Source organism: Micromonospora sp. WMMB482 (genome assembly GCF_019038635.1).
GTDB classification, from domain to species: Bacteria; Actinomycetota; Actinomycetes; order Mycobacteriales; family Micromonosporaceae; genus Micromonospora; species Micromonospora marina.
In genome coordinates this window covers 3165698-3191779 of sequence record NZ_JAHOPD010000020.1, presented here as the reverse complement: position 1 = coordinate 3191779, position 26082 = coordinate 3165698, and the positions used below count along the sequence as shown (strand labels likewise).

Here is a 26082-nt window from a genome sequence, read left to right as displayed (position 1 = left end):
CGAGAAGCCCGCGCGAGGGGGAATCCCGACATGCCTTTCGTCACCGTCGGTACGGAGAACTCCGCACCCATCGACCTGTACTACGAGGATCACGGTTCCGGCCAGCCGATCGTGCTGATCCACGGTTTCCCGTTCAACGGGGCGACCTGGGAGAAGATGAGCGGTCCGCTGCTGGACGCCGGATACCGGGTGATCACGTACGACCGGCGTGGGTTCGGCAATTCCGCGCAGCCGGCCATGGGCTACGACTACGACACGTTCGCGGCCGACCTGGACGTGCTGATGACCGAGCTGAACCTGCGCAACGCGATCCTGGTCGGGCATTCCATGGGCACCGGCGAGGTGACCCGCTACCTGGGTGCGTACGGGTCGGACCGGGTGGACCGGGCGGTCATGATGGCCCCGTTGGCGCCGTACCTGCTGAAGGCGCCGGACGACCCCGAGGGCGTCGACAAGAGCATGTTCGACGGGTTCCAGAAGGCGATCATCCAGGACCGGTTCGCCTACCTGACCCAGTTCTGCGACGCGTTCTTCAACGCCAGCGAGAACCGGGGGAAGCTGGTCAGCGACGAGGCGTACCACGCGCACTGGCAGATCGGCGCGCAGGCGTCGGCCAAGGGCACCCACGACTCGGTGGACGCCTGGCAGACCGACTTCCGCGGTGACCTGCCGAACATCGACGTGCCGGTGCTGATCATCCAGGGCGACAAGGACAACGTGCTGCCGTACCCGGTGACGGGCCAGCGGCTGGTGAACATGCTGTCCGACGCCAAGCTGGTCACGCTGAAGGGTGCGCCGCACGGCACGCCGTGGACCCATCCCACCGAGGTCAACAAGGCCATCATGGAGTTCATCGGCAAGCCGAGCATGGCGACCGCCTGACCTGGCGGACGACCGCGGCCCGGGGAGATCCCCGGGCCGCGGTCCGCGCGTGTGCTCAGCCGGCCAGGCGGGCCAGTTCCTCCTCGACGATGGACGGGTCGAGCTTGCGGAACACCGGCTTCGGCGCCGCGAGCGGCCGGCCCACCTCAAGGGGTACGGACTCCCAGCGCGCCCCGACCGTGTAGTCACCGGTCAGCACCGGGTACGACGGCCCGCCGTCGAGGTCGTCGACCTCCTCGACGACCGGCATCGGCGCGTGCACACCGGTGCCGCCGAGCAGCTCGTGGATCTTCTGCGCGGAGTGCGGCAGGAACGGGGTGAGCAGCGTGTTGGCGTCGCTGACCACCTGGAGCGCGACGTGCAGGACGGTGCCCATGCGGGGCTTGTCGTCGTCGCCCTTGAGCTTCCAGGGCGCCTGCTCGGAGAGGTACTTGTTGGCCTCGGCGACGACCTTCATCGCCTCGCCGATGGCCTGCTTCTGCCGGTGTCGGGCGATCAGGTCGCCGACGACCGCGAAGCCGGCCTTCGCGGTGTCCAGCAGAGCCCGGTCGGCGTCGGTGAGCCCGGCCGGGTCGACCGGCGGGATCGCGCCGAAGTTCTTCGCCGCCATGGACACCGACCGGTTGACCAGGTTGCCCCAGCCGGCGACCAGTTCGTCGTTGTTGCGGCGCAGGAACTCGGCCCAGGTGAAGTCGGTGTCGTTGCTCTCCGGGCCGGCCACCGCGATGAAGTAGCGCAGCGCGTCGGCGTCGTAGCGCTCCAGGAAGTCCCGGACGTAGATGACCACCTTGCGGGAGGAGGAGAACTTCCGCCCCTCCATGGTCAGGTACTCGCTGGAGACGACCTCGGTGGGCAGGTTGAGCCGGCCCAGCTCGCCGGGCTCGCCGTCGCGGGCGCCCTCACCGGAGTAGCCGCCGAGCAGCGCCGGCCAGATCACCGAGTGGAAGACGATGTTGTCCTTGCCCATGAAGTAGTAGGAGCGGGCGTCCTTCCCCTGACCGTCGGCCGACCACCACTTGCGCCACGCCTCCGGGTCGCCGGTGCGCCGGGCCCACTCGATGGACGCGGACAGGTAGCCGATGACCGCGTCGAACCACACGTAGATCCGCTTGTCCGGGCGGTCGCGCCAGTCGTCGAGCGGGATCGGCACGCCCCACTCCAGGTCCCGGGTGATGGCCCGGGGCTGGAGGTCGTCGAGCAGGTTGCGGGAGAACCGCAGCACGTTCGGGCGCCAGCCGTCGCGGTTGTCCAGCCACTGCCGCAGCGCGTCGGCCAGGGCGGGCAGGTCGAGGAAGAAGTGCTCGGTCTCGACGAACTCCGGCGTCTCCCCGTTGATCTTCGACTTGGGGTTGATCAGGTCGATCGGGTCGAGCTGGTTGCCGCAGTTGTCGCACTGGTCGCCGCGCGCGCTGTCGTAGCCGCAGATCGGGCAGGTGCCCTCGATGTAGCGGTCGGGCAGCGTCCGGCCGGTGGACGGGGAGATCGCCCCGGTGGTGACCTTCGGGACGATGTAGCCGTTGCGGTACAGGCCGGTGAACAGCTCCTGCACCACCGCGTAGTGGTTGCGCGTGGTGGTGCGGGTGAACAGGTCGTACGTCAGGCCCAGCGCCCGCAGGTCCTCGGCGATCACCCGGTTGTAGCGGTCGGCCAGCTCGCGCGGGGTGACCCCCTCGGCGTCGGCCTGCACCTGGATCGGGGTGCCGTGCTCGTCGGTGCCGGAGACCATGAGCACGTCGTGACCGGCCATCCGCATGTACCGGGAGAAGACGTCGGAGGGAACGCCGAATCCGGATACGTGGCCGATGTGGCGCGGGCCGTTGGCGTAGGGCCAGGCGACCGCGGCGAGAACGTGACTCATGGGCAGCAAGCCTAGTGATTGCCGTGGGTGTGCCGCGAACCAATGGGGTGCGCGCTCCGCCCGTACGTCCGATTTGTCGCCGACACGCGGCGTGAGCTGCCCGACAAGCCAGACTTACCGGTGTGAAATGAACATCGTGACCAGCAGACCAGCTGCGCCCGAGCCGTCGGCCGCCGCCACCCGGCGGGCGGCGCGGCCAATGCCGCCCGCCGGGCCCGTCGCCCCGCAGCCACGGCTCGACCCGGCGGACCCGCCGGTGGAGGTGGAGCCGACCACCGGAGCGCCGGTGGACGCGGTGCCGAACCGGGTGCCGGTACGCCAGCCGCGCTGGCAGCGCGAGACCGCTCCGTCCGGCGGCTGGGCCCCGATCGAGGAGGTGCACTGGGACGGCACGCCGCTGCGTGACGAGCCGCGCCCCCGCCCCGGCCGGCCACCCGCGCGGCGGGAACGCGTCCGCCCGCCCGTGCCGCCGAGCCCGGCCGCCGGGCTGGCCGTGCTGCTGACGCTGAGCCTGCTCGCCGCGTTCTTCGCCTGGGTGAGCGCCGGGCCGTTCTGGCTGGCGGCCGGGCACTCGACCGGCGGCACCGTGATGATCACCGAGTGCGCGGGCGGCGGGCTCACCCAGCGCTGCCGGGGCATCTTCTCCGCCGACGGCGACCGGTTCCAGGCCCACGGGGTACGCGTCAGCGGCGTCCCGGCCGGGCGCACCGACACCGGCAGTTCGCTGCGCGCGCGGATGACCGGGCCGGACGGGTCCACCGCCTACGCGGACACCGGCGCCGGACGGCACCTGCACTGGCTGCTGGGGCTGTCCCTGGTGGCCGGCTGCGCCGCCGGGATCGCCAGGTGGACCGGGGCCACACGGCTCGCCGACGAACGGCAGCGGCGGCGCGCGGTCGGCCTGGCGTTGGCCGGGCCGCTGCTGATCACAGTCGGTTTCCTGGCCGCCGCCTGGTGAGGTGAGGCGTTAAGAGGGGGCCCTTCCTCCACCGGAGGCGTTAACAGGGGGCCCTTCCTTTCACTGGTGCACGACGGCGTACACCTCGCGCCGCCGCAGCCCGTACGCGGTGGCGACCTCGGTGATCGCGTCCCGGCGGGACAGCCCCGCCGCCTCGCGCTCGGCCACCGCGGCGCGCAGCGTCTCGTCGTCCGGCCGGACCGCGGGCGTGGCCGGCGCGCCCGCCACGACGAGCGTGATCTCGCCCCGGGGGTCGCCCTCGGCGGCCCACTCGGCCAGCTCGCCGAGCGGCCGGCGGACGACCTCCTCGTAGGTCTTGGTCAGCTCGCGGCAGAGCGCGGCGGGCCGGTCCGATCCGAACGCCTCGGCCAGGTCGGCGAGCGCACCGGCGATGCGGTGCGGCGCCTCGAAGAACACCAGCGTGCGCTCCTCGGCGGCGAGTGCGCGCAGCCGGGAACGGCGGGCGCCGGGGGTACGCGGCAGGAAGCCCTCGAAGCAGAACCGGTCGCAGGGCAGCCCGGACAGCGCCAGCGCGGTGGTGACGGCGCTCGGCCCGGGTGCCGCGGTGACCGGCACCCCGGCGTCCAGCGCGGCCCGGACCAGCCGGTATCCGGGGTCGGAGACGCTCGGCATGCCGCCGTCGGTGACCAGCGCGACCGTGTAGCCGGCGGCGAGCACCTCGGCCAGTTCGGGGGTCCGCCGCTCCTCGTTGCCCTCGAAGTACGAGACGATCCGGCCCGGGACCGTCACGTCCAGGTCTCGGGCCAGCCGGGTGAGCCGCCGGGTGTCCTCGGCGGCGACCACGTCGGCGGCGGCCAGCACCTCGCGGAACCGGGCGGACGCGTCGGCCGGGTTGCCGAGCGGCGCGCCGAGCAACACGAGCCGCCCTACCTCGGACATTTCCCCCACGGCACGCGCTCCTTCATCGACGGTCGTACCAATTTCGGGGACGACAGACGCCACCGGGCACCCTCGCAGCCTACGATCGCCGGGTGACGAGTGCGTCGACAGCACAGAGCGCGAACCCGGACCCCTCCACCACCGACCGGGGCGACGGCGCCGGGCGCGGGCTCCCCGCCGCCGTGCGGCGCCGGCTCGCCACCGTCGACGACAGCATCGGCCGAGGTCAGGCGTGGCTGGCGACAGCGGTGGTGGTGGCCGTCGCGGCGATCCTGCGTTTCGTGGGGCTCAGTTTCCCGCCCGGGAAGATCTTCGACGAGACCTACTACGCCAAGGACGCGTACGGGCTGATCGACCGCGGCTTCGAGTGGAACTACAAGGACAACGGCCCCTCGTACGTGGTGCATCCACCGCTGGGCAAATGGATGATCGGCATCGGCGAGTGGGCCTTCGGCTACCAGGACGCGGACAGCGGCGTCTCGGTGCCGGGCCACCTGATCACCACCGCGCCGGAGTTCGGCTGGCGGTTCGGCGCGGCGGTCGCCGGCACGCTGTCGGTGCTGCTGCTGGTCCGCATCGGGCGGCGGATGTTCCGCTCCACGGTGCTCGGCTGCGCGGCCGGCCTGCTGCTCGCGCTCGACGGCTATCACCTGGTGCTGTCCCGCACGGCCATCCTCGACATCTTCCTGCTCCTGTTCGTGCTCGCCGCGTTCGGCGCGCTGGTGCTCGACCGGGACGCCCGGCGGCGGCGCTGGGCCCGGGCGCTGGAGGACGGGCTCGACCCGGCACAGCCGGGCAGGGCCGGCCGGCCGTCGTCGGGCTGGCGGGACTGGCCGTGGTGGCGGCTGGCGGCCGGCGTGCTGCTCGGCTGCGCCTGCTCGGTGAAGTGGAGCGCGCTCTACTTCGTGCCGGCGTTCGCGTTGCTGGTCCTGCTCTGGGAGGTGGGCGTCCGCCGCTCGTCCGGGGTACGCCGGCCGTGGCGCGACGCGGTGCTCGACGAGCTGCCGTGGCTGCTCGCCGCGGGTGCGCTGATACTCGTGACCTACGTGGCGACGTGGTCCGGCTGGCTGCTCGGGCAGGACGGCTACTACCGCCTGGCGGAGCGCTACCCGAACAACCCGGAGCTGAGCGACACCCCGGTCGTCGGGGCGCTGATCAACCTGTGGGAGTACCACAAGGCCGCGTACGGCTTCCACACCCAACTCGACGACCCGCACAAGTACCAGTCCTGGCCCTGGCAGTGGCTGCTGCTCGGCCGCCCGGTGGCGTTCCACTGGTCCGGGGACGGCAGTTGCGGCGCGCCGAGCTGCGCCTCGGAGGTGCTGCTGCTGGGCACGCCGCTGCTGTGGTGGTCGTTCCTGCCGGCGCTGGCCGCGACCGCCTGGCTCGGCCTGGCCCGGCGTGACTGGCGGGCGGGCGCAATCCTGCTCAGCGTCGCCGCCGGTCTGCTGCCCTGGTTCTGGTTCGCCCTCGACGGGCGGACGATGTTCTCCTTCTACGCCGCGCCGGCGGTGCCGTTCCTGGTGCTCGCGGTGGTCTACGTGCTCGGCGCGATCGCCACCCCGGCGCCGGTGACGAACACGGCCGTGCCACCGGACCCGCAACAGGTCCACGACCGCCGTCTGGTGGGCGGGATCATCGCGGGCGCGTACGTGTTGCTCGTGGCGCTCTGTTTCGCGTACTTCTACCCGATCTTCGTGGGCCGGGTGCTGCCGTACGCGGACTGGTCGGCGCGGATGTGGCTGGACGGCCGCTGGATCTGACGCGCGGTGCCGGGCGCCGGCACCGCACGGCGCCGGGCACAAAGAAGCGCGCCCCGATCGCCTGCCACGGGGGAAGCGGGCGATTGGGGCGCGCAAGACAGAGCTTAACCACACTCCGGCAACCGCACAACGGGTGCGGGCCGGTCAGATTTCCGACGAGTGCACCACCGGCCGAAAGGTTACATGGTGCAGCTGATGGCGGGTGGCCGGGCGCGGCCATGCCAGCCCGGCGGGCGCCGGAAAGCGGACCCCGGCCGGCACCTCCGCCCCGGATGATCTTCCAAAGTGGATCCCACTACACTCCGCCCGGTGATCAACAAGAGACGATCGACGACCGTCCTCATCGGACTGCTGGCGGCGGCCGCGCTGATCGGGCCGAGCCCCGCCGGGGCCGACGACGAGACCACCGAGCCCGTCGCCGAACCACCCAAGGTCGAGCTGGTCCTCGACGTCAGCGGGTCGATGCGGGCCCGCGACATCGACGGCCGCAGCCGGATCTCCGTCGCCCAGCAGGCGTTCAACGAGGTGGTCGACGCCCTGCCGGACGAGACACAGCTCGGCATCCGGGTGCTCGGCGCCACCTACCGGGGCAAGGACAAGAAGCAGGGCTGCCTGGACACCCAGCAGATCGTGCCGGTCGGCCCGGTGGACCGCACCCAGGCCAAGGCCGCCGTCGCCGGGCTGCGCCCGACCGGCTTCACCCCGGTCGGGCTGGCGCTGCGCTCCGCCGCGCAGGACCTGGGCACCGGCAGCACCGCCCGCCGGATCGTGCTGATCACCGACGGTGAGGACACCTGCGCGCCGCCCGACCCGTGCGAGGTGGCCCGCGAGCTGGCCGCCCAGGGAACCCGCCTGGTGGTCGACACGCTCGGCCTGGCGCCGGACGAGAAGGTACGCAAGCAGTTGCTCTGCATCGCCGGCGCGACCGGTGGCACCTACACCGCCGCGCAGAGCGCCGACGAGCTGACCGGCCGGATCAAGCAGCTCGTCGACCGCGCCCGGGACACGTACACGGCCGCCCCGGCGGTGGTCGGCGGCGGCGCGGCGTGCGAGGGCGCGCCGCTGCTCGCCCCCGGCGTCTACAGCGACCGGGAGGCGTTCTCCGAGCACCGCTGGTACCGGGTGCCGGTGCGTCCCGGGCAGGAACTGCGCGCCTCGGTGAGCGTCGCGCTGGACCGGCCGGTCAACCCGGACTACGGCGTGCTGCTGCGCGCCACCGCGCCGGACGGCCGGGAACTGGTCCGGGGCGTCGACGCCGGCAGCGGGCGTACCGACGTGGTCTCCGCCGGGCTGCGCTGGTCGGCCGCCGAAGAGGAGGAGGACGGCCCGAGCGCCGAGCCCACACCGGGCGCCGAGCAGGCGGTACGGACCGTCTGCCTGGTGGTCAGCAACTCGTTCGCGGCCAGGCCCGGCACCCGGGCCCAGCCCGGCATGCCGGTGGAGCTGACCGTCGACGTGGTGGCCGCCTCCCCCGCGCCGGACGGGCCGGATCTGGGTCGCGGCTGGGTGCTGCTGCTCCTGCTCGCACTCGCCGGACTGCTCACCGGGCTGGTCGCCGGACTGCTCACCCGCTGGTGGGTGCACACGTGGAGGACGAACTGAGCATGCGTACGCTGATCCGCGCCGCGGCGGCGACCACCGCCGCCGGACTCGCCCTCACCCCGGCGGCGGCCCTGGCTGCGCCCAGCCCGTCACCGGGCGCGACCACCGTCACCAAGGCCGGCACCTCGTTCCTCACCGCCGCCACCGTCACCGCCGGTCAGCCGGTGCAGGTAGGCGCGTCGACCGGCGACCACCTGTACTGGTCGTTCCGGGCCGACGCCGGGCAGGTGCACGAGATCGCCGCCACCGTCACGTTCCCGAAGCCACGCAGCGGCGCGTCCACCTGGACCGTCGACGTCTTCGACGGGCTGCGCCGCCGGCAGGCGTGCACAGCGGGCGCACAGACCCCCACCGCCGGCGCGTCGGCGACGAGCGTCGCGTTGGGCTGCACGCTGCGCCGGGTACGGCCGTGGGCCGAGCCCTGGTCGGGCGACCCGCTGCCCGGCACCTACTACATCCGGCTCTCCGTCACCGACCTGCCCGAGCCCGACCTCGGGCTGCCGATCGACGTGGAGATGCTCGTCGGCGCGACCGACTCCGGCGGCGCGTCCGGCGACGACGGCGAACTGGCCGCGCCACTGGTGCCGAACACCAGGGCCGGCACCGTGCTCGGCGCCGAGCCGACGCCCGAGCCGGTGGCCGACGAGGAGACCGACCTGACCGGCTGGCTCCCCGAGGCCGGATCGCGCTGGGTGTGGACCACTGTGGGCGGTGTGCTCGCCGCCGTGGCCGGCGTGGTCGGCTTCGGGCTCACCCGGCGACCACGCCGCCCCTGAGGACCGCCGCCCTCCGAGACCGCAACCGGTGGCCGCCGCGAACCCGACGCGGCGGCCACCGGACGCGCTCACGCCTCGGCGGTACGCGGACCGCGCGGCACCCAGCCGATGAACCGGTCCTGGAGCGCGGTGACCGGCACGGAGCGCAGGTCCTGCGTCGCCGCGGCGAGGCAGGAGCCGAGATAGACGCTCAACGACGCCCGGTCCACCTGGTACTCGCGCAGCAGGTGATGACGTTTCGCGGCGCAGGGCCAGTCGTCACCGCACGAGCCGCAGGTCCAGTCGGGGATCACCGGCACGTGTTCGCCGGTGCTCTCGGAAATCTCCGCACCAGGCGTCATCGGCCGCTCCTTCCGGGTCGGGTATGGGTGGTGGTGCACCGGTTGCCTCCCCGCAACACTCCTTCAGCGCGGCGGCACGCCCAAGCGTTACGGTACGTTCACCGCGTGTCCCCGTCATCCACCTCTCGTGCGTGATCTGCTTCCGGCCGAGGTCGCCGTGGCGGTGGCCGGCCCGGCCGACTGGGCCGGTGAGCTGCTCCCGGCCGAACTGGCGGCCCTGGGTGAGCGCGCGGTGCCCGGCCGTCGTCGCGACTTCACCGCCGGGCGGGTCTGCGCCCGGCGGGCGCTCGGCGCGCTCGGCCTGCCCGTCACGCCGGTACCGGCCGGCGCCGACCGCGCCCCTATCTGGCCCGTCGGCGTGGTCGGCGCCATCACCCACACCCGCGACTACTGCGCCGCGGCCGCCGCCCGCGCCACCGACGTGCGGGCCGTCGGCATCGACGCCGAGCGGCACCGCCCGCTCTCCCCGGGGGTACGCCGGAAGGTGTGCCGCCCCGACGAGGAGGCGGACCTGGCCCGGCTGCCGTCCGGCACGCCCTGGCCGACCGTGTTGTTCAGTGCGAAGGAGACCGTCTACAAGGTCTGGCACCCGCTCGTCGGCACGTGGCTGGGCTTCGCCGACGCGCGCGTCGTCCTCGACCCGGAGGCGGGCACGTTCCACGCCGAGATCGCCCCGGCCCGGCTCGCCGCCGCACCGGTGCCCGATCCCCCGTCGGCGGTGACCGGCCGGTTCGCCGTGGACGACGACCTGGTCCGCACCGCGGCCGTGCTGCCTCATCGCTGAGGCAGGACCGGCCCGGTTGTGCCCGGCCGGTACCGTCGTTGCGACTGAAAATCCCGAAGGCGCCCCAAGGAGTACGGTGAGCCACCCTCAGCCTCCGTCCGGGTCACCGGACCCGAACCAGCAGCCGCCGGAACCGCCGACGCAGGCGTTCCCCACCGCGCCGATGCCGCCGGTGCCGGACAGCCCGTACGCGCCGCCGCCCGCTCCGACCTCGGGCACGCCCTACCCGCCGCCGGGCAGCGAGTACCAGGCGCCGGGTGCCGCTTACCAGCCGCCGGGGTCCGAATACCAGCCCCCGGGCGGTGCGTACCCGCAGGCGGGGTCCGGGTACCAGCCCCCGGGTGCCGCGTACCAGCCCCCGGGTGGCGAGTACCAGCAGCCGGGTGCCTACCCACCTCCGGGCGGTTACCCGCCTCCGGGTGGTTATCCGCCGCCGGGTGGCGCGTACCCGCCGCCCGGAGCGCCGTTCGGGCCGCCGGCGAAGAAGTCGAACAAGAAGGTCTGGATCACCGTCGGCATCATCGCGGTGATCCTGCTGCTGCTGTGTTGCGGCGGCGGCATCTTCGCCATCTACAGCGGCGTGAAGACGACCCAGGAGGCGATCGACTCGCTGCCCACCCCGGGCGTCACCTACGGCCAGCCCACCGGTGACACCCCGACGGGCGTTCCCACCGGCACGCAGCAGCCGGGCAACGCCGACGACAAGTCGTTCAACATGCCGGCCGGCGACAAGCTGGTCGTCAACGACGACCGCGGCACCATCGAGGTCACCGTCGGCAACTTCCGGGCCAGGAACGCCGCCTGCACCGAGATCATGCCCGGCCCCAAGAACGGCATGTTCCTGATCGCCGACGTGACCGCCGAGATCACCAAGGGCACCGGTTCGATCAACCCGTTCTACTTCACCTGGGTGGCAGCGGACGGCACCGAGGAGAGCGGCATCGGCGGCGCCTTCTCCGGTTGCGGAAAGCTGATGACCTCGGGTACCAACCTGCCCGAGGGCTCCAAGCGCAGCGGGCAGCTCATCTTCGACGTGAAGGACCAGAACGGCGTCGTCGAGTACAAGCACCGCTTCCGTTCCGCCGGGTCCTGGAAGCCCTGACCCCAAGCGAAACCTCGCACGGGGGCCGGTCCACAGCGGACCGGCCCCCGTGTCCGTTCGGCCGGCGCCAGCAGCCGATCGGACATTTCCATGTGCGCATGACGGCTCACGGTCGCCAGGCTCGGACGCATGGCGAACGAGACGACGATCCCGCTGCTGCCGTGCCGCTCCCTGGACGACGTGGCGCCCTTCTACCAGGCCCTCGGCTTCGAGATCACGTACCGGCAGGAGCGTCCGAACCCGTACCTGACGCTGCGGCGGGAGGATCTCCACCTGCACTTCTTCGGGATGCCGCAGTTCGATCCCGCCGACTCGTACGGCTCCTGCCTGGTGGTGGTGGACGACCTGGTCGACATCCACCGGGCCTTCGCCGACGGCATGCGAGCCACGTACGGCAAGGTGCTCGTGCCCGGCGTACCCCGGATGACCCGGCCCCGGCCCCGCCGCAACCAGGAGGGCAATTCCGGGTTCAGCATCGTCGACCCCGGCGGCAACTGGATCCGGTTCGTCGGCCGGGCCGAGCCACCCGAGACCGACGACAGGGGCGGGCTGGCCCGCACGCTGGGCAACGCGGTGGTGCAGGGCGACTCGCGCGGCAATCCCGCCCAGGCAGCGCGGATCCTCGACGGCGCGCTGGCCCGTCCGGACGCCGCCGACGATCCGGCCGTCCAGGTGGAGGCGCTGGTCTACCGGGCTGAGCTGGCTCTGCAACTCGACGAGCCTGAGTCCGCGCGGGAGCTGGTGCGGCAGGCCCGTTCGATCCCGCTGGACGACGGTCCGCGCGACGCGTTGGCGGACACGCTGCGGCATGCCGAGGACCTGATCGCCGCCCTGCCGCCCGCATGACTGCACGCCCGGCCGGTGGCGGCGGTTTGCCGGCCGGGTCAGCGGGGACGCGGCGCGGCAGGCGGCGAGCGCCGCCACGCGACGATCCGGGGAGGCGGCATGAGCGTCGAGCGCGCGAAGAACGACCTGGAGGATCTGGCCGGTCCGGGGCGGGCGCGGCTCGGTGACCTGAACCAGGACGAACACGCCGAAGCGGACCGAGTACGTGAGCAGGACGAGATCCGGGGCAAGCGCCCTGGCGAGCACATCCAGGCGGACGCCCGCGACGCCGACGACAACTTCTCCGCCTGACGCGTCCCGCCACACATCCGAGGTCGGCCCCGGCCCGGCGGACGTCCGCTGTCGGGGTTCGTCCCTATCCTGGGGCGATGGTTCTCACCGACGCCACCGGGTCGTGGGCCGGCACCAACGGCTTCCGGCTGATGCCCGCCGATCCGCTCGCCGAGTCGCCGGCCGCGCTCACAGTCGCCACCGCGGCCGGCGGGCACCTGACCACCGTGTCGTACTCGTGGGAGCATCCCGGCGACGGCCCGCAGGAGGGGCTGCTGGTGATCGCCGCCGGCGACCGGCCGGGCTCGCTCGCCGCCTGGTGGGGCGACTCGTGGCACCAGCAGCCGACCCCGATGACGCTCACCGGCGCGGCGGGCGGGACGGCGGTCGAGCTGACCGCCGAGTACGGCGGCGGCTGGGGGTGGCGGATCGTCCTCGACACCGCCGACCCGGCCGTGCTGCGGCTGCGGATGGAGAACGTGGTCCCCGCGGACCAGGCCGGGCCCGGCACACCGGCCGGGCCCTACCCGGCGATGGTCACCGACGTGCGCCGGGCCTGAGCCCGGTCAGGCGTCGAGGATCTCCCGCAGCCGGCGCGCGAACGCCTCCGGCTGCCCGGCGTGGCCCATCTCCTCGCCGAGGAACCCGCCGTGGTGACTCGGGAAGACCGCTGGCTGCCCGCCCAGCAGCTCGGCCGTGGCCACCGACGTCCGCGCGGTGAGCGTCTCCGCCGACTCCTCGCCCACCGCGATCACCACCCGGGTCGGCGCGGCGCGTAGCGCGTCGGCGTCCGGCCGGAAGACGGTGACCGCCTCGGACCGGTCGGACAGCAGCGGATCGTCCCGGCTGCCGTCGTCCTCGGCGGGCAACCCGAACGCGGCGGGGTCCGGCGCGGGCTGGGCGAAGTAGTCGTCGGTGAACTCGCCCCGCCACGACGTCATGACGAAGAACGCCGCCATGCCGGCGCCCCAGCCGTTCTTCCGGTACGCCTCCTGGCAGGCGGCTGTCGCCCGGCCCACCGCTTCGGCGTCGGGAAGCAACGCGACCAGCGGCGGCTCGTGCGCCACGAGTGTGGTCACCACGTCCGGGTAGGCGGCCACCAGGGCCAGCGCCGTCACCGCGCCGCCGCTGCTGGCGAACATGTCGACCGGGCCCACGCCGAGGGCGTCGACGATGTCGCGTACGTCCCGGGCCTGCACCTCGGGCAGCGAGTCCGTCCGGCCGTCCTTGCGGACGCTGCGGCCGAGCCCGCGCGGGTCGTACGTGATGACTGTGCGGTCCGGGAAGTACGACGCGAGCGTGGCGAAGCCGTCGGCGCACATCGGCTGGCCGATCATGAACAAGGGGCGGTGCCCGTCCTCGGCCGCGGTGGGAGCGTGGACGTCGTAGACCAGGTCGACCTCGGGGGTCTGGAGCGTGAGCGTCTTCATGCCTCTGTCGACCGGCGCCGACCTCGGAATTCATCGGTCCGGTGCGAACTCGTGCCGGGACGGCTCGCGGCGGTGTCGACGCCCGCCGCCGCGAGCCGTGCCGCCGGGGTCAGCTCACCGTGCCGGTGACGGTTCCGCCGGACTTGGTCACGTGGTAGGTCAGCTTCGTCCCGCTCCAGAAGTGGAACGTCAGCGTGACCCGCTGGCCGTCGTTGACCTCGGCGAAGAACTCCGGCTTCAGCGCGATCGTGTTGCCGGTGTAGTTCGGCGCGAACGTCACGTCGAACTCCTTGTACGAGGTCCAGTTGTGCGGCCCGGCGTTGCTGCCGTCGGCGTACTTCGCCTCCATCGTGGCCAGCTGGTCACCGCGGAACTGCGCCGGGAGCGTGAACGCGGCGGTGGTGCCTGTCGCGTTGGAGAGCACCGGCGGGTCGTACGTGATGATGCTGATCCGCCACGGCACACCCGTCGAGAAGCGGGCCGTCAGGTTGGCGTTCACCCCGTACGCGCGGGAGCCGACCAGCCGGGTCAGCGCCGACGCGGTGAGCGTCAGGGTGCTGCCGGAGACCGTGTAGTCGGTGCCGTTGACCAGGTCGGTGGTGCCGTGGCGCAGCCCCTGGAACGTGGTGCCGTTCAGGTTGAGCGTCAGGCTCTTGGCGGTGATCGAGCCGGTACGCGGCACGTACACCTGGTCGCTGGAGGCGGTGCCGGAGCGGGTCGTCCAGCTCGACTTGATCTGGGCGAACAGCTCGGGGTCCTTCCACACGAAGGACGTCCGGTCGAAGTGCTGGCCGTTGTCCCAGAGCTGGGTGGTCAGCTTGCGGCTGCGCGCGTAGTGGCCGAGGAACTCGAAGAACTTGAGCTTCTCGCCCTGCTCGATGGTGCCGGTGTGCCGGTCGAAGCCGAGCAGCCCGTACTCGCCGATGATCACCGGGATGTCGCGGGTGACGAAGGCGTTGTAGACGCGGTCGAACTGGTCGGTCAGGTCCTGCTGGACGGTCGCGTCGAACCGGGTGCCCCCCGCGACGTTCACGCTGAACGGCCAGTACCCGTAGAAGTGCACGGTGGCGATCAGGTTCGGGTCGTCGAGCGTGTCGAACGTGCTGACCAACTCGTCCACCCGGGCCTGCTCGGCGGAGGTGTGCAGGGTCGGCAGGACGAGCAGCCGGGTGGCGTTGCCGCCGCCGGACTGGCGGACGATGCGGTGGAACGAGGTGTTCAGCTCGTTGAGCAGCGTGGCGTTCTGCGCGTCGCCGGAGCTGCCGGTGAACTGCGGCTCGTTGACGCTCTCGAAGGTCAGCTTCGGCGAGGAGTCCTTGAACGCGGCGGCGATCTGGGTCCAGAGCGCGTTGTAGCGGTTCAGCACGCCTGTGCGGTCGGTGGGCATCGTGTTGATCCACTGCCACGAGTCGTGGTGGATGTTGAGCACCACGTAGAAGCCGTCGGCGAGTGCCCAGCCGACCACCTCGCGTATCCGGTTCAGCCAGGCCGGGTCGATCGTGTACTTCGGCGCGGCGCCGTGGTGGTTGCTCCAGGTGACCGGGATGCGGATGCTGTTGAAGCCCTGCGCCCGGACGTTGTCCAGCAGCGCCTCGGTGACCCGCGGGTTGCCCCAGGCGGTCTCGTCCGCGCCGACCGCGTCGAAGGAGTTGCCGAGGTTCCAGCCGGGCTGCATGGCGGCGACAGCGGCCATGGCGTTGCCGGCGGGCGGCGGCGTGGTGGGCGGCGGAGTCGTGGGCGGCGGCGTGGTCACCGGGGGCGTGGGGCTGGGCGGCGCGGTGGTCCCGACGACGCCGCCGGTGCAGGCCACTCCGTTGAGGGAGAACGCTGTCGGCGCGGTGTTCACACCGGACCAGGAGCCGTTGAAGCCGAACGAGACGCTGCCGTTCGTGGCGATCGCGCCGTTGTAGCCGACGTTCGTGGCGGTGACATCGGCGCCGGAGGAGGTGACTGTGGCGCTCCACGCCTGGGTGATCCGCTGGCCGGACGGGAACGTCCAGCGCAGGTTCCAGCCGTTTATCGGGTCACCGAGGTTGGTCACGCCGACGTTCGCGGTGAAGCCGCCGGGCCACTGGCTCGCGGTCGTGTAGGTGACGCGGCAGCCGGCCGCCGCCTGGGCGTTCGTCGCCATCACGGCGGTGCCTGTCACGAGTGCGGCGGCGGTCGCCGCGACCAGGCCGACCCGCAGTCGGGCGGTACGGGGAGAGCGGAACATGGTGGTTCCTTCGTGGTGGGGTGGGCGCGTGGACGGGGAAGGCGGGGCGCGCACCCGCCCAGCGCGAGAATAAGTTTGGATTCCAAACATTGTCAATCGGCAGACGTTGATGCAGCGGTCCGGACGTTCCGCCGCGGCTGAACCGGGTTGCTGTCGCCTCCCGCCGGGTAGCAGAGGCGTCATGGATCGACGTACCCGATCGATGCAGAACCGGTGGAACACCTACCCGGAAGCCACGACCGGACAGCGGACCACAGCGATCGTCCTCGCCCTGGTCCTGTCGGCACCGGCGGGCCTGCTCTGCGTGTGGCTGGCCACGTCGCTGCTCAGCGGGACCCACTGGCTACTCCAGACGCTCGCCTTCGCCGTCGTGGGTCTCGTCATCGGCGGCGGCGCGCTCGTTTTGCTGTCGAAGCTCGCCGGGCGCGGCGGACGCCGGACGGTCTGAACGAGGCGAGCGCCTGCCTGCCCTTCGAGACCCGGGCACGCCGTCACGAGGGCTATGGTCGGTTCGTGCCGCCCGAGGGGACGGTCGCCTGACACCCGGCACGGGGGATCGCATGTTCGACGTGATCGTGGTCGGCGGTGGGCCGACCGGCATGATGCTGGCCGGTGAGCTGCGCCTTCAGGGCGTCGGCGTGCTCGTTCTGGAGCGGGACGCCGAACCGCCGCCGTACGTGCGCTCGCTCGGGCTGCACGTCCGCAGCATCGAGGTGATGGACCAGCGGGGGCTGCTGGAGCGGTTCCTGGAACACGGCGGCACGCACCCGATCCGGGGGTTCTTCGCCGGCATCGACAAGCCAGCGCCCGCCGACCTGGACACCGCCCACCCGTACGTCCTCGGCATCCCGCAGACACTCACCGACAGGCTGCTCGCCGACCACGCCGCCGAGGTCGGCGCCGAGATCCGGCGCCGCAGTGCGGTTGTCGGCCTGGAGCAGGACGGCGACGGCGTGACGGTTCACCTCGACGGCGAGACCTCGGAACCGTTGCGGGCGCGGTTCGTCGTCGGTTGCGACGGCGGGCGCAGCACCGTCCGGAAGCTGCTCGGCGTCGGATTCCCCGGCGAGCCGTCGACTGTCGACACGCTGCTGGGCGAGATGGAGGTGACGGCGCCACCGGACGAGATCACCGCGATCATGACCGAGGTACGCCGCACCGAGAAGCGGTTCGGGCTCGGCCCGTCCGGCAGGCCCGGCGTGTTCCGGGTGGTCGTACCGGCGGCCGATGTCGCTTCAGTGCCGCCGACGCTCGACGACTTCAAGAGGCAACTGACCGCGTATGCGGGCACCGACTTCGGTGTGCACTCGCCGCGCTGGCTGTCCCGGTTCGGTGACGCGACCCGCCTGGCCGAACGCTACCGGGCCGGGCGGGTGTTCCTGGCCGGCGACGCCGCGCACGTCCACCCGCCGCTGGGCGGGCAGGGGCTCAACCTGGGCATCCAGGACGCGTTCAACCTGGGCTGGAAGCTGGCGGCGGCGGTGGACGGCTGGGCGCCGGACGGCCTGCTGGACACCTACGAGTCCGAGCGGCGTCCGGTCGCCGCCGACGTGCTGACGAACACGCGCGCGCAGATGCTGCTGACCACGAACGAGCCCGGACCACAAGCGGTACGGCAGGTGCTGACGCAGCTCATGGACTTCGACGAGGTCAACCGCTTCCTGATCGAGAAGGTCACCGCGATCGGTGTCAGGTACGACGTCGGCGAGGGGCATGCGCTGCTCGGGCGGCGGCTGCGCGACGTACCGCTGCGGGAGGGACGCCTGTACGAGCTGATGCGTACCGGGAGCGGGTTGTTGCTGGACGGGACCGGGAAGCTGTCGGTGGACGGCTGGGCCGACCGGGTCCGGGTAGTCACCGGCACCGGCGACGAGCTGGACGTGCCGGCGGTGCTGTTGCGGCCGGACGGGCACGTGGTCTGGGTGGGCGACGATCAGCAGACGTTGGAAGCCGCGCTGACCAGGTGGTTCGGTAGCGCGACGGGGTGAGCTGCCGCCGATCGCCCGAGGGTGCTCAGGGTCCGGTCGTCTGGAAGCTGCGGAGCGCGGCTCCGGCGAGTCGGGTGAGGTGATCGTCGCCGCCGGGCTCGTTTCCCTGCTCATGAACGACCAACAAGGCGGTGCCGATCCGGACGAGGATGCTGTCCCATTCCAGCGTGATCGATCCGGAGGTCGCGCTGGAGTCGACGCGCATGCTCTCGTCACCGAGTCGCGGCCCCGGTACCACCGCGAAACGGTGGCTGCCGCCGTCCCGGCCCGGTGACGCGACGGTGGGGCACCGGCCGATGAACGTCCGCAGGTCCGCCATCGCACCTCGGGCGCCGTCGTCGGCGTACGTTCTGAGCACTTCGCTCGCCACCCACGGGTAGTCGGGGCCCTCGGCGGAGCTGACGGTGGCAGCCGCCATCGCCGACGGAGTACCGGTCAGCCGCTTGGCCGACAGCAGCGGAATCATGTCGGCACAGGGCACCTCGGGGCCGGGGCGCTGTCGGCCCGCATCCGTGGCCATGACCGTCGCGACATCCACAGTGAAGCCCGGTGGCAGCGCATCAGTGGTCACCAGCCGCGCCGACAACGTCGCGGAGTAGCCGGATCCGCCGGTCGCCGGAATCGTGGACGGCTTCCCGGTGGCGGGCGTGCCGGTCGCCTGGGCCGTGGAGGGAACCGCTTCGCCGGCCGAACGATCCGCCGGGTCAGCAGTCGAGGGTCCGCACGCGGCCACCACGCAGACCGCGCCGGCCGCGCCCAACCTTCGCAGCACCATGCTGAGCACCGGGCAGACTCCCTCTGTCGTACGGGACGCGTCAGGCTACCAACGGACGCGACTCCAGTCGGCTACCCGGCCGCGGGCCGGGTCACATCTGCGCGCTGCGAAAGATCGGGCGTCGAGGTCCAGGACGTCGTCGTGCAAAACGAGATCCCTGCCGACGGTGACTGGTGGTCAGCCACCGTCCAGTTTCACGAGCCCCGGTGACCATCGTCAGCCCGGGCGGCTGATACACGGCGAACGTGCCGGCGCACGACGTTCTCGTCCGGGCAGTGAGCGGGCCGACACCTGGCGGGGTGTAGGCGGGCGGGGTGCCGGGTACCTCGCGCCTTACCCCTTACCCCTGCTCAGGAGGACCCCTATGACCGTCGTACTCGCCATCGTCTGCAGCGACGGGGTGGTGATCGGTGCGGACTCCCAGATCACCGAGAGCGACCGCGGTCTGAGCTTCCCCGCCCAGAAGCTGCACCCGCTGGGCGACTGCGCCGCCTGGGGCGGCAGCGGCGCGCGGGGCGTACTCAACGACCTGCGCCCTCTCCTCCAGGACTCGGCCACCGCCATCCTCGAAGCACCCGACATCGGCGACGAGTTGCAGGAGCGCGTCCTGCCCATCTTCAAGAAGCACTACGAGAACTACATCCCGGACGTACCGGGCGAGGGCAGCGGCGGCGGGGTGTCGGCGTACCTGCTCGCGGCCGGCTTCAGCCAGGGCAATCCCTGGATCGTGGAGATCAACCCCAACGGGCTCATCGGCCGCTACGAGGACGTGGGCTTCCACGCCATCGGCTCCGGAGCGCCCATGGCCCAGCAGGCCGGCGCGCTGCTGTCCCACTTCCGGATGACCACGCGCACCGTCGAGTACGGCGTGGTGGGCGTGGTACGGGTGCTGGAGGCGCTGGAGCGGACCTCGCCGTCGGTCGGCGGGCCGTTCAGCGTCGCGTGCATCCGCGAGGAGGGCGCCCACCACCTCGACGAGAAGGAGATCACCAAGGCGATGAAGGACGCCCAGCGCTGGCGCGACCTCGAACAGGAAGCGCTCGACCGGCTGTTCGACTGACCCCGGCGGATTGTCGGAGACCGCCGGAAAAGGCCGTCTCCGACAAGCGGAAACGGCCTTTGAACTGGGTGGAGCTGAGGGGATTTGAACCCCTGACCCCCTCGATGCGAACGAGGTGCGCTACCGGTCTGCGCCACAGCCCCTCCGCCGGCGAACCGGCGTCGGTCCCACCCAGCTTTCACCGGGTGGGCCGGCGACAAGGCTAACAGGTCGCGCCCCCACGACGCGAACCGCCCCACCGCGCACGTAGATCTTGGAAGAAAGCGGCCCTCAGAGGGGCCCAATCCTTCCAAGATCGCCCGCCGCGGGCGACGCGTCGTGGAGGGCCGGAGACACCCATGGCGTTCCACCCGCTGGAGATCACACGCGGGCGAGGGCCGCGCCGACGAGGCGGGCAAGGCGGTCAGGCGCCCCGGCCGGACTGGTAGGGGCGCCCGCGCAGGCCGCCGGCCCGCCGGTAGGACACCGAGCCGCCGCTCGCCGCCGGTGGCAGGTCCGCGGGACGATCCAGCCCCATCGCCGTACGCCGGACCGCCTCGCGCTGGGCGGCCAGCCGGCGCTGCGCCTCCCGCCGGGCCGCCGCGCGCCGGGCCTGCTCGCGGCGCACCTCGGCCTGGCGGGCGGCCAGCCAGGCCGCCTCGCGGGCGTCCGCGCGCCGCCGCCGGCGCTCGGCCAGGGCGCGCTGCCGCAGGTGTACGACGTACGCGACGAGCAGCGTGCCGGTGACCGAGACGCTGATCCAGAACCCGGGTCCGACGAGCACCACGCCGCCCAGCTCGACCACGTTGAGCAGCAGCAGCGCGGCCAGCACCCGGCGGCGGCGGTAGATCGCCGGGGTGTGCCGCCGCCGGGGCGGGTGCCGTCGGCGGGACTGCGCCGGCACCGCGGAGACGGGCCGGAGCCGCCCGGAGCGACGGCGCAGCGGCGGGGCCGAGACCGGGCGGGCAAGACCGCCCGTGTCGGAGTCTTCACTGAGGGTAACGACGAGGGAGCGCGGCGGGTGCAGCGGTCGCCGCCCTGGCACGGTGCGCCGTCGACGCTGGCGCTGGAGCACCCGCGCCGTCGACTGCGCCCGCTCCGCCACCAGCCGCTCGGTGGCGTCGTACCGGCGGACCAGCGCCGGAGCGAGGGCGAGCAGACCGGCGGCGGCGAGGACGGCGAGGAGCACCGACGTGGGCACCCTCACCCCTCCCGTCACCAAAGTTCGGGGCAAGCATCAGACCGCCGCAACTTCTTCCGTCGGCCGTCGTTTACGGCGCACTTCGTGCGGGCGGGCAGCGCTTGCCACAGCTTGCAGTTACTTGAGGTTACGGGCCGCCGACCGGGTTCACAGTGCGCCGCGCCGGGCGTTCGCCTCAGCGGCGGTTGTCACGTACGCGGTGCCACCGCGCCAGCAGGCCGCCCTCGGCTACGACTTCCTCGCCGGTCATCGCATATCCGATGTGGTCGCGCCACGCGCCGTCGATGTGCATGTACCGCACGTGGTAGGCCTCCTCGCGGAAGCCGAGCTTCTCCACCACCCGCCGGGACGGCATGTTCTCCGGCCGGATGTTCACCTCGATCCGGTGCAGGCCGCCCGGCCCGAACGCGTGGTCCACGGCGAGCGCCACAGCGGTCGGGATCACGCCGCGACCGGCCACCCGGAAGTCCACCCAGTAGCCCACGTACCCGGAGCAGAACGCCCGCCGCACGATGCTGCCGATGTTGACGTGACCGACCAGCCGCTCCCACCCGTTCTCACGCAGGCAGACCGCGAACGGCATGCCCTCACCGGTGCGCGCGGACTTGCGCTGGTCAGCATGCACCAGGCGGAACGCGGCGGGCGAGTTCGTCTCGTACCAGCCGCCGGGCACATGGGACTCCCACGGCGCCAGCCACTCCCGGTTCGCGCGCCGGATCTCCGACCAGGAGGCGGCGTCCGAACGCCGGTACGGCCGCAGCACCACCGGACCGTCCACCAGCACCGCCGGCCACCCCGGCGCCCGCCGGAACCTCACCGGCGCCGGTCCAACAACAACACATCCACGGTGGACCCGGCAGCGGCCGTGGTGACCCGCTCGCCGAGCACCAGCAGGCCGTTCGCCTCGGCCAGGCCGGAGAGCGTGTACGGGCCACCGGCCAGCGGCTGCACGGTGTAGCCGCCACCGCGCCGCTCGGCCACGTGCGCGGGCCGGAACTCGCGCAGCCCCACCGGGGACGAGACCGTCTCCAGCAGGTGCGCGCGGACGCTCGGCCGGAACACCGGCTCGGCGCCGGCCAGCAGCTGGATGGCCGGGCGGGCCAGCACCTCGAAGCCGATCAGCGCCGCGCCGGGCTCACCGGGAAGACACACCACCGGCACCTCCTCGGCGCCGACCGTACCGAACCCGAGGGCCGTTCCGGGATAGAGGGCCACCTCTGTGAAGGCGACCGGCCCGGCCCGGCCGCCGTCGCGGCGGGACAGGATGCGGCGGACCATGTCGCCGGGGCCGGTGCCGGTGCCGCCGGTGGTGATGATCAGGTCGGCGCGCAACGTCTGGTCCTCCAGCAGACCGCGCAGCGCCTCCGGGTCGTCGTCGCAGATCCCCACCCGGTACGCGAGCGCGCCCGCCTCCGCCGCCGCCGCGGTCAGCGCGTGCGAGTTGGTGTCCACCACCTGGCCGGGCTGGCTGCCCCGGCCCACGTCCACCAGTTCGTCGCCGGTGGCCACGACGACCACGCGCGGGCTGGGCCGCACCACGACGTGCCCGATGCCGGTGGCGGCGAACACCGCGACCAGGGCCGGTGACACGTACGCCCCGGCGCGGGCGAGCAGCGTGCCGGCGACCAGTTCCTCGCCGGCGCGGCGCAGGCCGTACCCCCGTTTGGGGGCGCGGAAGATCTCGACGGCGGCCATGCCCTGGTCGGTCCACTCCACCGGGACGACCACGTCCGCGCCGATCGGCAGCGGCGCGCCGGCCGCCACCGAGAAGCACGAGCCGGGGGTGAGCCGGACCGGCCGCCAGCTCGCCGCGCCCAGGTCACCCACCACGTTGAGGCGGATGGTGCGGCCGCCGGGCATACCGGAGGGGGCCGGGACGTAACCCGGCCCCCGACTCCCACCGGAGATGTCCTCCCAGCGCGCGGCGTACCCGTCCACCGCCGCCTGGTCGAAGGCGGGATACGAGTGCGGGGCGACCACGTCCTCGGCGAGCACGTTGCCGTACGCCTGGGTCAGGTCGAGGTCGAGTGGAGGCAGCGCGCGTAACCTGCGCAGCACACTGCCCAGGTAGTCGGCGAGCGGCGTCAACTCGTTCGCGGCCGCCTCGGCGTCGGCCGTCGCGGTCATGTATCGGCACCGCCGGACGCGTCGCGGATGCCGTTGAGGACGGCGGCGGTGACCGTCTCGTCGCCGTTGTTGACGAACTCGGTCAGCCACTTGCGGAACTCGGCACCCAGGTCGTCGCGCTCGGCGGCGATCTGCACCACGGTCTGGAGGTAGCCGAGCGGCATGCCCGTGTCGTAGCGGGTGCCCCGGTAGACGATGGCGTGCACCGGCACCCCCTCGGTACGCAGCAGCTCCATCGCGTCGGTCAGCTGGATCTCGCCGCCGCTTCCCGGATCGGTACGCCGGATCGCGTCGAAGATCCTCCCGGGGAGCACGTACCGGCCGAGGACGGCCAGGTTGCTGGGCGCCTCTTCCGGGCTGGGCTTCTCCACCATGCCGGTGACCTTGACGACCTCGGCGACGTCGGAGTACTCCGACTCGGCCGGCTCGACGGACGCGATGCCGTACCGGCTGGTCTCGGCCGGGTCGACCTCGAAGAACGCGAGCACCACGCCGCCGGTGCGGGCCTGGAGTTCCAGCATGGCCGGCAGCAGCGGCTCGGACGGCTTGACGAACTCGTCGCCGAGCAGCACCGCGAAGGGCGCGTCACCGACGTGCGACTCGGCGTACCCGACGGCGTGGCCGAGGCCGAGCTGTTCCGGCTGGCGGACCGTGTAGATGGCGGCCAGTTCCTCGGTGCGCTTGACCTCGGCCAGCAGCTCGGGCTTCTTGGCGAGCCGTTCCTCCAGGTCCGGCCGGCGGTCGAAGTGGTCCACCATCGAGGTCTTGCCACGACCGGTGATCAGCAGGATGTCGTCGATGCCGGCCTGCGCGGCCTCCTCGACGATGTACTGCAACACCGGCCGGTCGACGACCGGCAGCAGTTCCTTGGGAACCGCCTTGGTGGCCGGCAGGAACCGGGTGGCCAGGCCGGCGGCCGGGATCACGGCCTTGACCGCGCGGGAGCGGCCGGGGGCCGCTGAGGGGTTCGCTGAGTGCTCCGACATGTCGCGAGACTATCGGCCACGGCTCTGCCGCGGCGGGTGAGGACCGGAAGACGCGCCGCCCTGGACGGTGCCCGCCGGGTCCGCCGCGCCGGCCCGGGGCAGCCCGTCCGGCGGGCCGGCACCGGCGGCCACCACCGGGATCTCCGGGGTGGGCACCGGATCGGGCGCCGGGGCCAGCCGGTAGCCGTCGCGTCCGGCGGCCTTCGCCGCGTACAACGCGTCGTCGGCCGCGTCGAGCACCTGCTGGCCGCCGGCCGCGTGGTCCGGGTAGACGGCGATGCCGATGGAGACGGTCACCGGCACCCGCACCGGCTCGTCGCCGCTCCCCTCGACCGCCACCGGCTGGTCACGTACCACAGCGCCGAGCCGCTCGGCGACGATCGTGGCGCCCCGGGCGTCGGTCTCCGGCAGCAGCACCACGAACTCCTCACCGCCCTGCCGGAACGCCAGGTCCACCTCGCGGATCACGCCGCGGACCCGGCGGGCGAACTCGACCAGCACGGCGTCCCCGGCGGCGTGCCCCCAGGTGTCGTTGACGTTCTTGAACCGGTCCAGGTCGAGCGCGAGGACGCTGAGCATCCGGCCGAACCGGTTCGCCCGCTCCACCTCGCGGCGGATCGACTCGCGCAGGTAGCGGTAGTTCCACAGCCCGGTGAGCGGGTCGGTGAGGGATAGCCGCTGCGCCTCCTCGTGCACCCGGACGTTCTCCACCGCGACCGCCGCGTGCCCGGCGAACGTCCGCAGCGTCACCACGTCGTCGTCGTGGAACTCGTGCCCGCCGACCCGGTCGTAGAGCACGAGCACGCCGAGCGCCGCACAGGCCGAGCCGGGCGGGTCGCCGTCGGCGGGCGGGTGGCCGGGCCGGTCCGGGCCGCGCGGCTCGGCGCCGCCCGGGGTGGCGAACGGCACCGCCACGTACGTCTCGCAGGTCGGCTCCCCGGTCGGCGCGTCCGGCGGCGCCCACCGTCCGCGCAGCGGTTCGCCGGTCGCGGCCACCGCCCCGAGCACCCCGGCGCCGACCGGCACCCGCAGCGTCGCCGGGTCGGCCGGATCGTCCGTCGGCCAGCGTCCGGTCAGCCCCTCCACGCACCGGCCGACGAGTACGCCGTCGCCGTCGACCAGCAGCACCGCGCCGGCCCGGGCACCGGTCGCGGCGATCGCGCTGTCCAGGATCACCCGCAGGATGCGTTGCAGGTCGTGCGTGCTGGCGAGCGTGTCGCCGAGCACGGCGAGGTGGTTGCGGAGCTGGTCGCGGCTGCTGGTCAGCGCCGTCACGTAGGTGCCGGTCTCCCGGGTCATCCGGTTGAACGCGCTCGCCAGCCGCCCGATCTCGTCGCGGCTGCGCACCGGCACCCGGGCGCTCAGGTCTCCGCGCGCCACCCGGTCCACCGCGCCGGCCAGCTCACCGAGCGGCCTGGTGGTCACCCGGGCCAGTCGCCAGGCGGCGAGCACGGCGAGCAGGGCGGCGAGCGCCACGGCGGCGATCAGCGCCCCGTACAGGCCCGGCGCACGCTCCCCCGGCACCGACAGCACCAGCGGCAGCGGCTGACCGGGAGACGGACCGACCCGGCGCACGTACCGGCCGTCGGCGGTCCCGGTCACCCGGTTCCCGTCCGCCTTGCCGGCGGCGGCCAGCACCGCTGCGCGTACCCCCTGGTCCTCGGTCGTGTGGGTGATGCCGCCGGGGTCGTCGAGGAGGGTGACCCCGACGCCGGTCACGGCGGCGAGCCGCGCCACGAAGGCCCGGTCGACGGGCTGGGCGGCGGCGACCGCCCCCAGGTCGGTGCCAGCCGGGTCGCGGAGCCCGACCTGGGCGGAGAGCGCCACGACGGGGGTGGCGGGGGCACCGGCGCAGTCCTGCCAGCGCCCGGCCGGCCCGCCGGCCGTGGCGTAGGTGGTGCGGCCGGCGGCGTCGGCCATTCGCACGGCGGCGGCCAGGCCCCGGGCCACCACCTGGTCGGCCGCGCGCGACCGGGCGGCCGGGTCGCCGACCAGCGCGACCGCGTCGGCCGCCGCGCGTAGTTGCTGGCAGAGCGCGTCGATCGAGGTACGGACGCCGGCCGCGGCCAGGCCCAGCCGCTCGGTGGCGCGGCTGTGGTCGACGGCGCTGAGCGTGGCCCCGACGAAGAACGCGCCGAGCAGGACGGGGCCGAGGACCACCGCGAGGAAAGCCGCCGTCAACCGCCCGCGTAGCGTCAATCTTCCCCCCGGAAGTTCCGCTCCCTTGGTGCGATGCTGA

The 26082-nt window shown here is 72.9% G+C and carries 24 protein-coding genes and 1 tRNA gene; 13 read left to right on the top strand and 12 right to left on the bottom strand.

Annotated elements, in window-relative coordinates; genetic code table 11:
* Positions 1-30 precede the first annotated feature (30 nt).
* The gene (locus KSK32_RS16215; protein WP_216931973.1) at positions 31-882 is read left to right on the top strand and encodes an alpha/beta fold hydrolase; all 852 of its coding nucleotides are present in this window, start codon (positions 31-33) and stop codon (positions 880-882) included.
* A gap of 55 nt (positions 883-937) precedes the next feature.
* On the opposite strand, the gene metG is transcribed toward KSK32_RS16215, so the two are convergent.
* The gene (metG, locus tag KSK32_RS16210) at positions 938-2740 is read right to left on the bottom strand and encodes a methionine--tRNA ligase (protein WP_216931972.1); all 1803 of its coding nucleotides are present in this window, start codon (positions 2738-2740) and stop codon (positions 938-940) included.
* A 127-nt stretch (positions 2741-2867) separates the two neighbouring features.
* Here metG and KSK32_RS16205 point away from each other — a divergent pair, with 127 nt between their 5' ends.
* Positions 2868-3698 carry a hypothetical protein gene (locus KSK32_RS16205; RefSeq protein ID WP_254187076.1) on the top strand — a complete coding sequence of 277 codons (831 nt, stop codon included), beginning with the start codon at positions 2868-2870 and terminating at the stop codon, positions 3696-3698.
* Positions 3699-3758: 60 nt separating this feature from the next.
* Here the strand turns inward: KSK32_RS16205 and rsmI are convergent, their stop codons facing one another.
* The gene (rsmI, locus tag KSK32_RS16200; RefSeq protein ID WP_254188052.1) at positions 3759-4598 is read right to left on the bottom strand and encodes a 16S rRNA (cytidine(1402)-2'-O)-methyltransferase; all 840 of its coding nucleotides are present in this window, start codon (positions 4596-4598) and stop codon (positions 3759-3761) included.
* A 92-nt stretch (positions 4599-4690) separates the two neighbouring features.
* Here rsmI and KSK32_RS16195 point away from each other — a divergent pair, with 92 nt between their 5' ends.
* From KSK32_RS16195 to KSK32_RS16185, 3 genes are all read left to right on the top strand, one after another.
* Complete coding sequence (locus tag KSK32_RS16195) at positions 4691-6361, top strand: dolichyl-phosphate-mannose--protein mannosyltransferase (RefSeq protein WP_216931970.1); 1671 nt, start codon at positions 4691-4693, stop codon at positions 6359-6361.
* A gap of 309 nt (positions 6362-6670) precedes the next feature.
* Complete coding sequence (locus KSK32_RS16190; protein ID WP_216931969.1) at positions 6671-7963, top strand: VWA domain-containing protein; 1293 nt, start codon at positions 6671-6673, stop codon at positions 7961-7963.
* Between the two features lie 2 nt (positions 7964-7965).
* Positions 7966-8739, top strand: a complete 774-nt coding sequence (locus tag KSK32_RS16185; protein WP_216936134.1) for a peptidase — start codon at positions 7966-7968, stop codon at positions 8737-8739.
* Positions 8740-8807: 68 nt separating this feature from the next.
* Here KSK32_RS16185 and KSK32_RS16180 read toward each other — a convergent pair whose 3' ends face one another.
* On the bottom strand, positions 8808-9080 hold the full coding sequence (locus KSK32_RS16180) for a hypothetical protein (RefSeq protein ID WP_216931968.1): 273 nt from the start codon (positions 9078-9080) through the stop codon (positions 8808-8810).
* 127 nt (positions 9081-9207) lie between these two features.
* Between KSK32_RS16180 and KSK32_RS16175 the strand changes: the two genes are divergently transcribed.
* The 5 genes from KSK32_RS16175 to KSK32_RS16155 all read left to right on the top strand — a co-directional run bounded on the left by KSK32_RS16175 (position 9208) and on the right by KSK32_RS16155 (position 12642).
* Complete coding sequence (locus KSK32_RS16175) at positions 9208-9864, top strand: 4'-phosphopantetheinyl transferase (RefSeq protein ID WP_216931967.1); 657 nt, start codon at positions 9208-9210, stop codon at positions 9862-9864.
* A gap of 76 nt (positions 9865-9940) precedes the next feature.
* Positions 9941-10966, top strand: a complete 1026-nt coding sequence (locus KSK32_RS16170; protein ID WP_216931966.1) for a hypothetical protein — start codon at positions 9941-9943, stop codon at positions 10964-10966.
* Between the two features lie 129 nt (positions 10967-11095).
* The gene (locus KSK32_RS16165; RefSeq protein WP_216931965.1) at positions 11096-11812 is read left to right on the top strand and encodes a VOC family protein; all 717 of its coding nucleotides are present in this window, start codon (positions 11096-11098) and stop codon (positions 11810-11812) included.
* A 99-nt stretch (positions 11813-11911) separates the two neighbouring features.
* Entirely contained in the window at positions 11912-12103 is a 192-nt protein-coding gene (locus KSK32_RS16160) for a general stress protein CsbD (protein ID WP_216931964.1), read from the top strand.
* Between the two features lie 77 nt (positions 12104-12180).
* Entirely contained in the window at positions 12181-12642 is a 462-nt protein-coding gene (locus KSK32_RS16155; protein WP_216931963.1) for a hypothetical protein, read from the top strand.
* Between the two features lie 6 nt (positions 12643-12648).
* Here the strand turns inward: KSK32_RS16155 and KSK32_RS16150 are convergent, their stop codons facing one another.
* Both KSK32_RS16150 and KSK32_RS16145 read right to left on the bottom strand, forming a co-directional pair.
* Positions 12649-13512, bottom strand: coding sequence for an alpha/beta fold hydrolase (locus KSK32_RS16150; protein ID WP_216931962.1), 864 nt, complete (start codon positions 13510-13512; stop codon positions 12649-12651).
* A gap of 109 nt (positions 13513-13621) precedes the next feature.
* The gene (locus tag KSK32_RS16145) at positions 13622-15727 is read right to left on the bottom strand and encodes a cellulase family glycosylhydrolase (protein ID WP_216931961.1); all 2106 of its coding nucleotides are present in this window, start codon (positions 15725-15727) and stop codon (positions 13622-13624) included.
* 181 nt (positions 15728-15908) lie between these two features.
* On the opposite strand from KSK32_RS16145, the gene KSK32_RS16140 reads away from it, so the two are divergent.
* Positions 15909-16175, top strand: coding sequence for a hypothetical protein (locus KSK32_RS16140; RefSeq protein WP_216931960.1), 267 nt, complete (start codon positions 15909-15911; stop codon positions 16173-16175).
* Between the two features lie 112 nt (positions 16176-16287).
* Positions 16288-17715 (top strand): rifampin monooxygenase, encoded by a 1428-nt coding sequence (gene rox / locus KSK32_RS16135; RefSeq protein WP_216931959.1) that lies wholly within the window; start codon positions 16288-16290, stop codon positions 17713-17715.
* 25 nt (positions 17716-17740) lie between these two features.
* On the opposite strand, the gene KSK32_RS16130 is transcribed toward rox, so the two are convergent.
* Positions 17741-18475, bottom strand: coding sequence for a hypothetical protein (locus KSK32_RS16130; RefSeq protein ID WP_216931958.1), 735 nt, complete (start codon positions 18473-18475; stop codon positions 17741-17743).
* A 379-nt stretch (positions 18476-18854) separates the two neighbouring features.
* Here KSK32_RS16130 and KSK32_RS16125 point away from each other — a divergent pair, with 379 nt between their 5' ends.
* On the top strand, positions 18855-19550 hold the full coding sequence (locus tag KSK32_RS16125) for a proteasome protein (RefSeq protein ID WP_216931957.1): 696 nt from the start codon (positions 18855-18857) through the stop codon (positions 19548-19550).
* A 69-nt stretch (positions 19551-19619) separates the two neighbouring features.
* Here the strand turns inward: KSK32_RS16125 and KSK32_RS16120 are convergent.
* The 6 genes from KSK32_RS16120 to KSK32_RS16095 form a co-directional block, all read right to left on the bottom strand.
* Positions 19620-19693, bottom strand: a tRNA-Ala gene (locus KSK32_RS16120).
* Positions 19694-19953: 260 nt separating this feature from the next.
* Positions 19954-20736, bottom strand: coding sequence for a hypothetical protein (locus KSK32_RS16115; RefSeq protein WP_216931956.1), 783 nt, complete (start codon positions 20734-20736; stop codon positions 19954-19956).
* Positions 20737-20905: 169 nt separating this feature from the next.
* On the bottom strand, positions 20906-21547 hold the full coding sequence (locus KSK32_RS16110; protein WP_216931955.1) for a GNAT family N-acetyltransferase: 642 nt from the start codon (positions 21545-21547) through the stop codon (positions 20906-20908).
* The gene (glp, locus tag KSK32_RS16105; RefSeq protein ID WP_216931954.1) at positions 21544-22857 is read right to left on the bottom strand and encodes a gephyrin-like molybdotransferase Glp; all 1314 of its coding nucleotides are present in this window, start codon (positions 22855-22857) and stop codon (positions 21544-21546) included. The genes KSK32_RS16110 and glp overlap by 4 nt, the downstream gene beginning before the upstream one ends.
* A complete protein-coding gene (locus KSK32_RS16100; protein WP_216931953.1) occupies positions 22854-23843 on the bottom strand; it encodes a UTP--glucose-1-phosphate uridylyltransferase in 990 nt (329 codons plus the stop codon). Before KSK32_RS16100 ends, glp begins: the two co-directional genes overlap by 4 nt.
* Positions 23844-23852: 9 nt before the next feature.
* Entirely contained in the window at positions 23853-26042 is a 2190-nt protein-coding gene (locus KSK32_RS16095) for a diguanylate cyclase (RefSeq protein ID WP_216931952.1), read from the bottom strand.
* Between the last annotated feature and the right edge of the window lie 40 nt (positions 26043-26082).

Bases quoted from the DNA above. Each gene is read 5' to 3' on its own strand.
- KSK32_RS16185 (WP_216936134.1), top strand. From the start codon at position 7,966: ATGCGTACGCTGATCCGCGCCGCGGCGGCGACCACCGCCGCCGGACTC.
- rox (WP_216931959.1), top strand. From the start codon at position 16,288: ATGTTCGACGTGATCGTGGTCGGCGGTGGGCCGACCGGCATGATGCTG.
- KSK32_RS16100 (WP_216931953.1), bottom strand. From the start codon at position 23,843: ATGTCGGAGCACTCAGCGAACCCCTCAGCGGCCCCCGGCCGCTCCCGC.
- KSK32_RS16145 (WP_216931961.1), bottom strand. From the start codon at position 15,727: ATGTTCCGCTCTCCCCGTACCGCCCGACTGCGGGTCGGCCTGGTCGCG.
- KSK32_RS16215 (WP_216931973.1), top strand. From the start codon at position 31: ATGCCTTTCGTCACCGTCGGTACGGAGAACTCCGCACCCATCGACCTG.
- KSK32_RS16165 (WP_216931965.1), top strand. From the start codon at position 11,096: ATGGCGAACGAGACGACGATCCCGCTGCTGCCGTGCCGCTCCCTGGAC.
- rsmI (WP_254188052.1), bottom strand. From the start codon at position 4,598: ATGTCCGAGGTAGGGCGGCTCGTGTTGCTCGGCGCGCCGCTCGGCAAC.
- KSK32_RS16205 (WP_254187076.1), top strand. From the start codon at position 2,868: ATGAACATCGTGACCAGCAGACCAGCTGCGCCCGAGCCGTCGGCCGCC.
- KSK32_RS16150 (WP_216931962.1), bottom strand. From the start codon at position 13,512: ATGAAGACGCTCACGCTCCAGACCCCCGAGGTCGACCTGGTCTACGAC.
- glp (WP_216931954.1), bottom strand. From the start codon at position 22,857: ATGACCGCGACGGCCGACGCCGAGGCGGCCGCGAACGAGTTGACGCCG.
- KSK32_RS16160 (WP_216931964.1), top strand. From the start codon at position 11,912: ATGAGCGTCGAGCGCGCGAAGAACGACCTGGAGGATCTGGCCGGTCCG.
- KSK32_RS16180 (WP_216931968.1), bottom strand. From the start codon at position 9,080: ATGACGCCTGGTGCGGAGATTTCCGAGAGCACCGGCGAACACGTGCCG.
- KSK32_RS16155 (WP_216931963.1), top strand. From the start codon at position 12,181: ATGGTTCTCACCGACGCCACCGGGTCGTGGGCCGGCACCAACGGCTTC.
- metG (WP_216931972.1), bottom strand. From the start codon at position 2,740: ATGAGTCACGTTCTCGCCGCGGTCGCCTGGCCCTACGCCAACGGCCCG.
- KSK32_RS16125 (WP_216931957.1), top strand. From the start codon at position 18,855: ATGACCGTCGTACTCGCCATCGTCTGCAGCGACGGGGTGGTGATCGGT.
- KSK32_RS16140 (WP_216931960.1), top strand. From the start codon at position 15,909: ATGGATCGACGTACCCGATCGATGCAGAACCGGTGGAACACCTACCCG.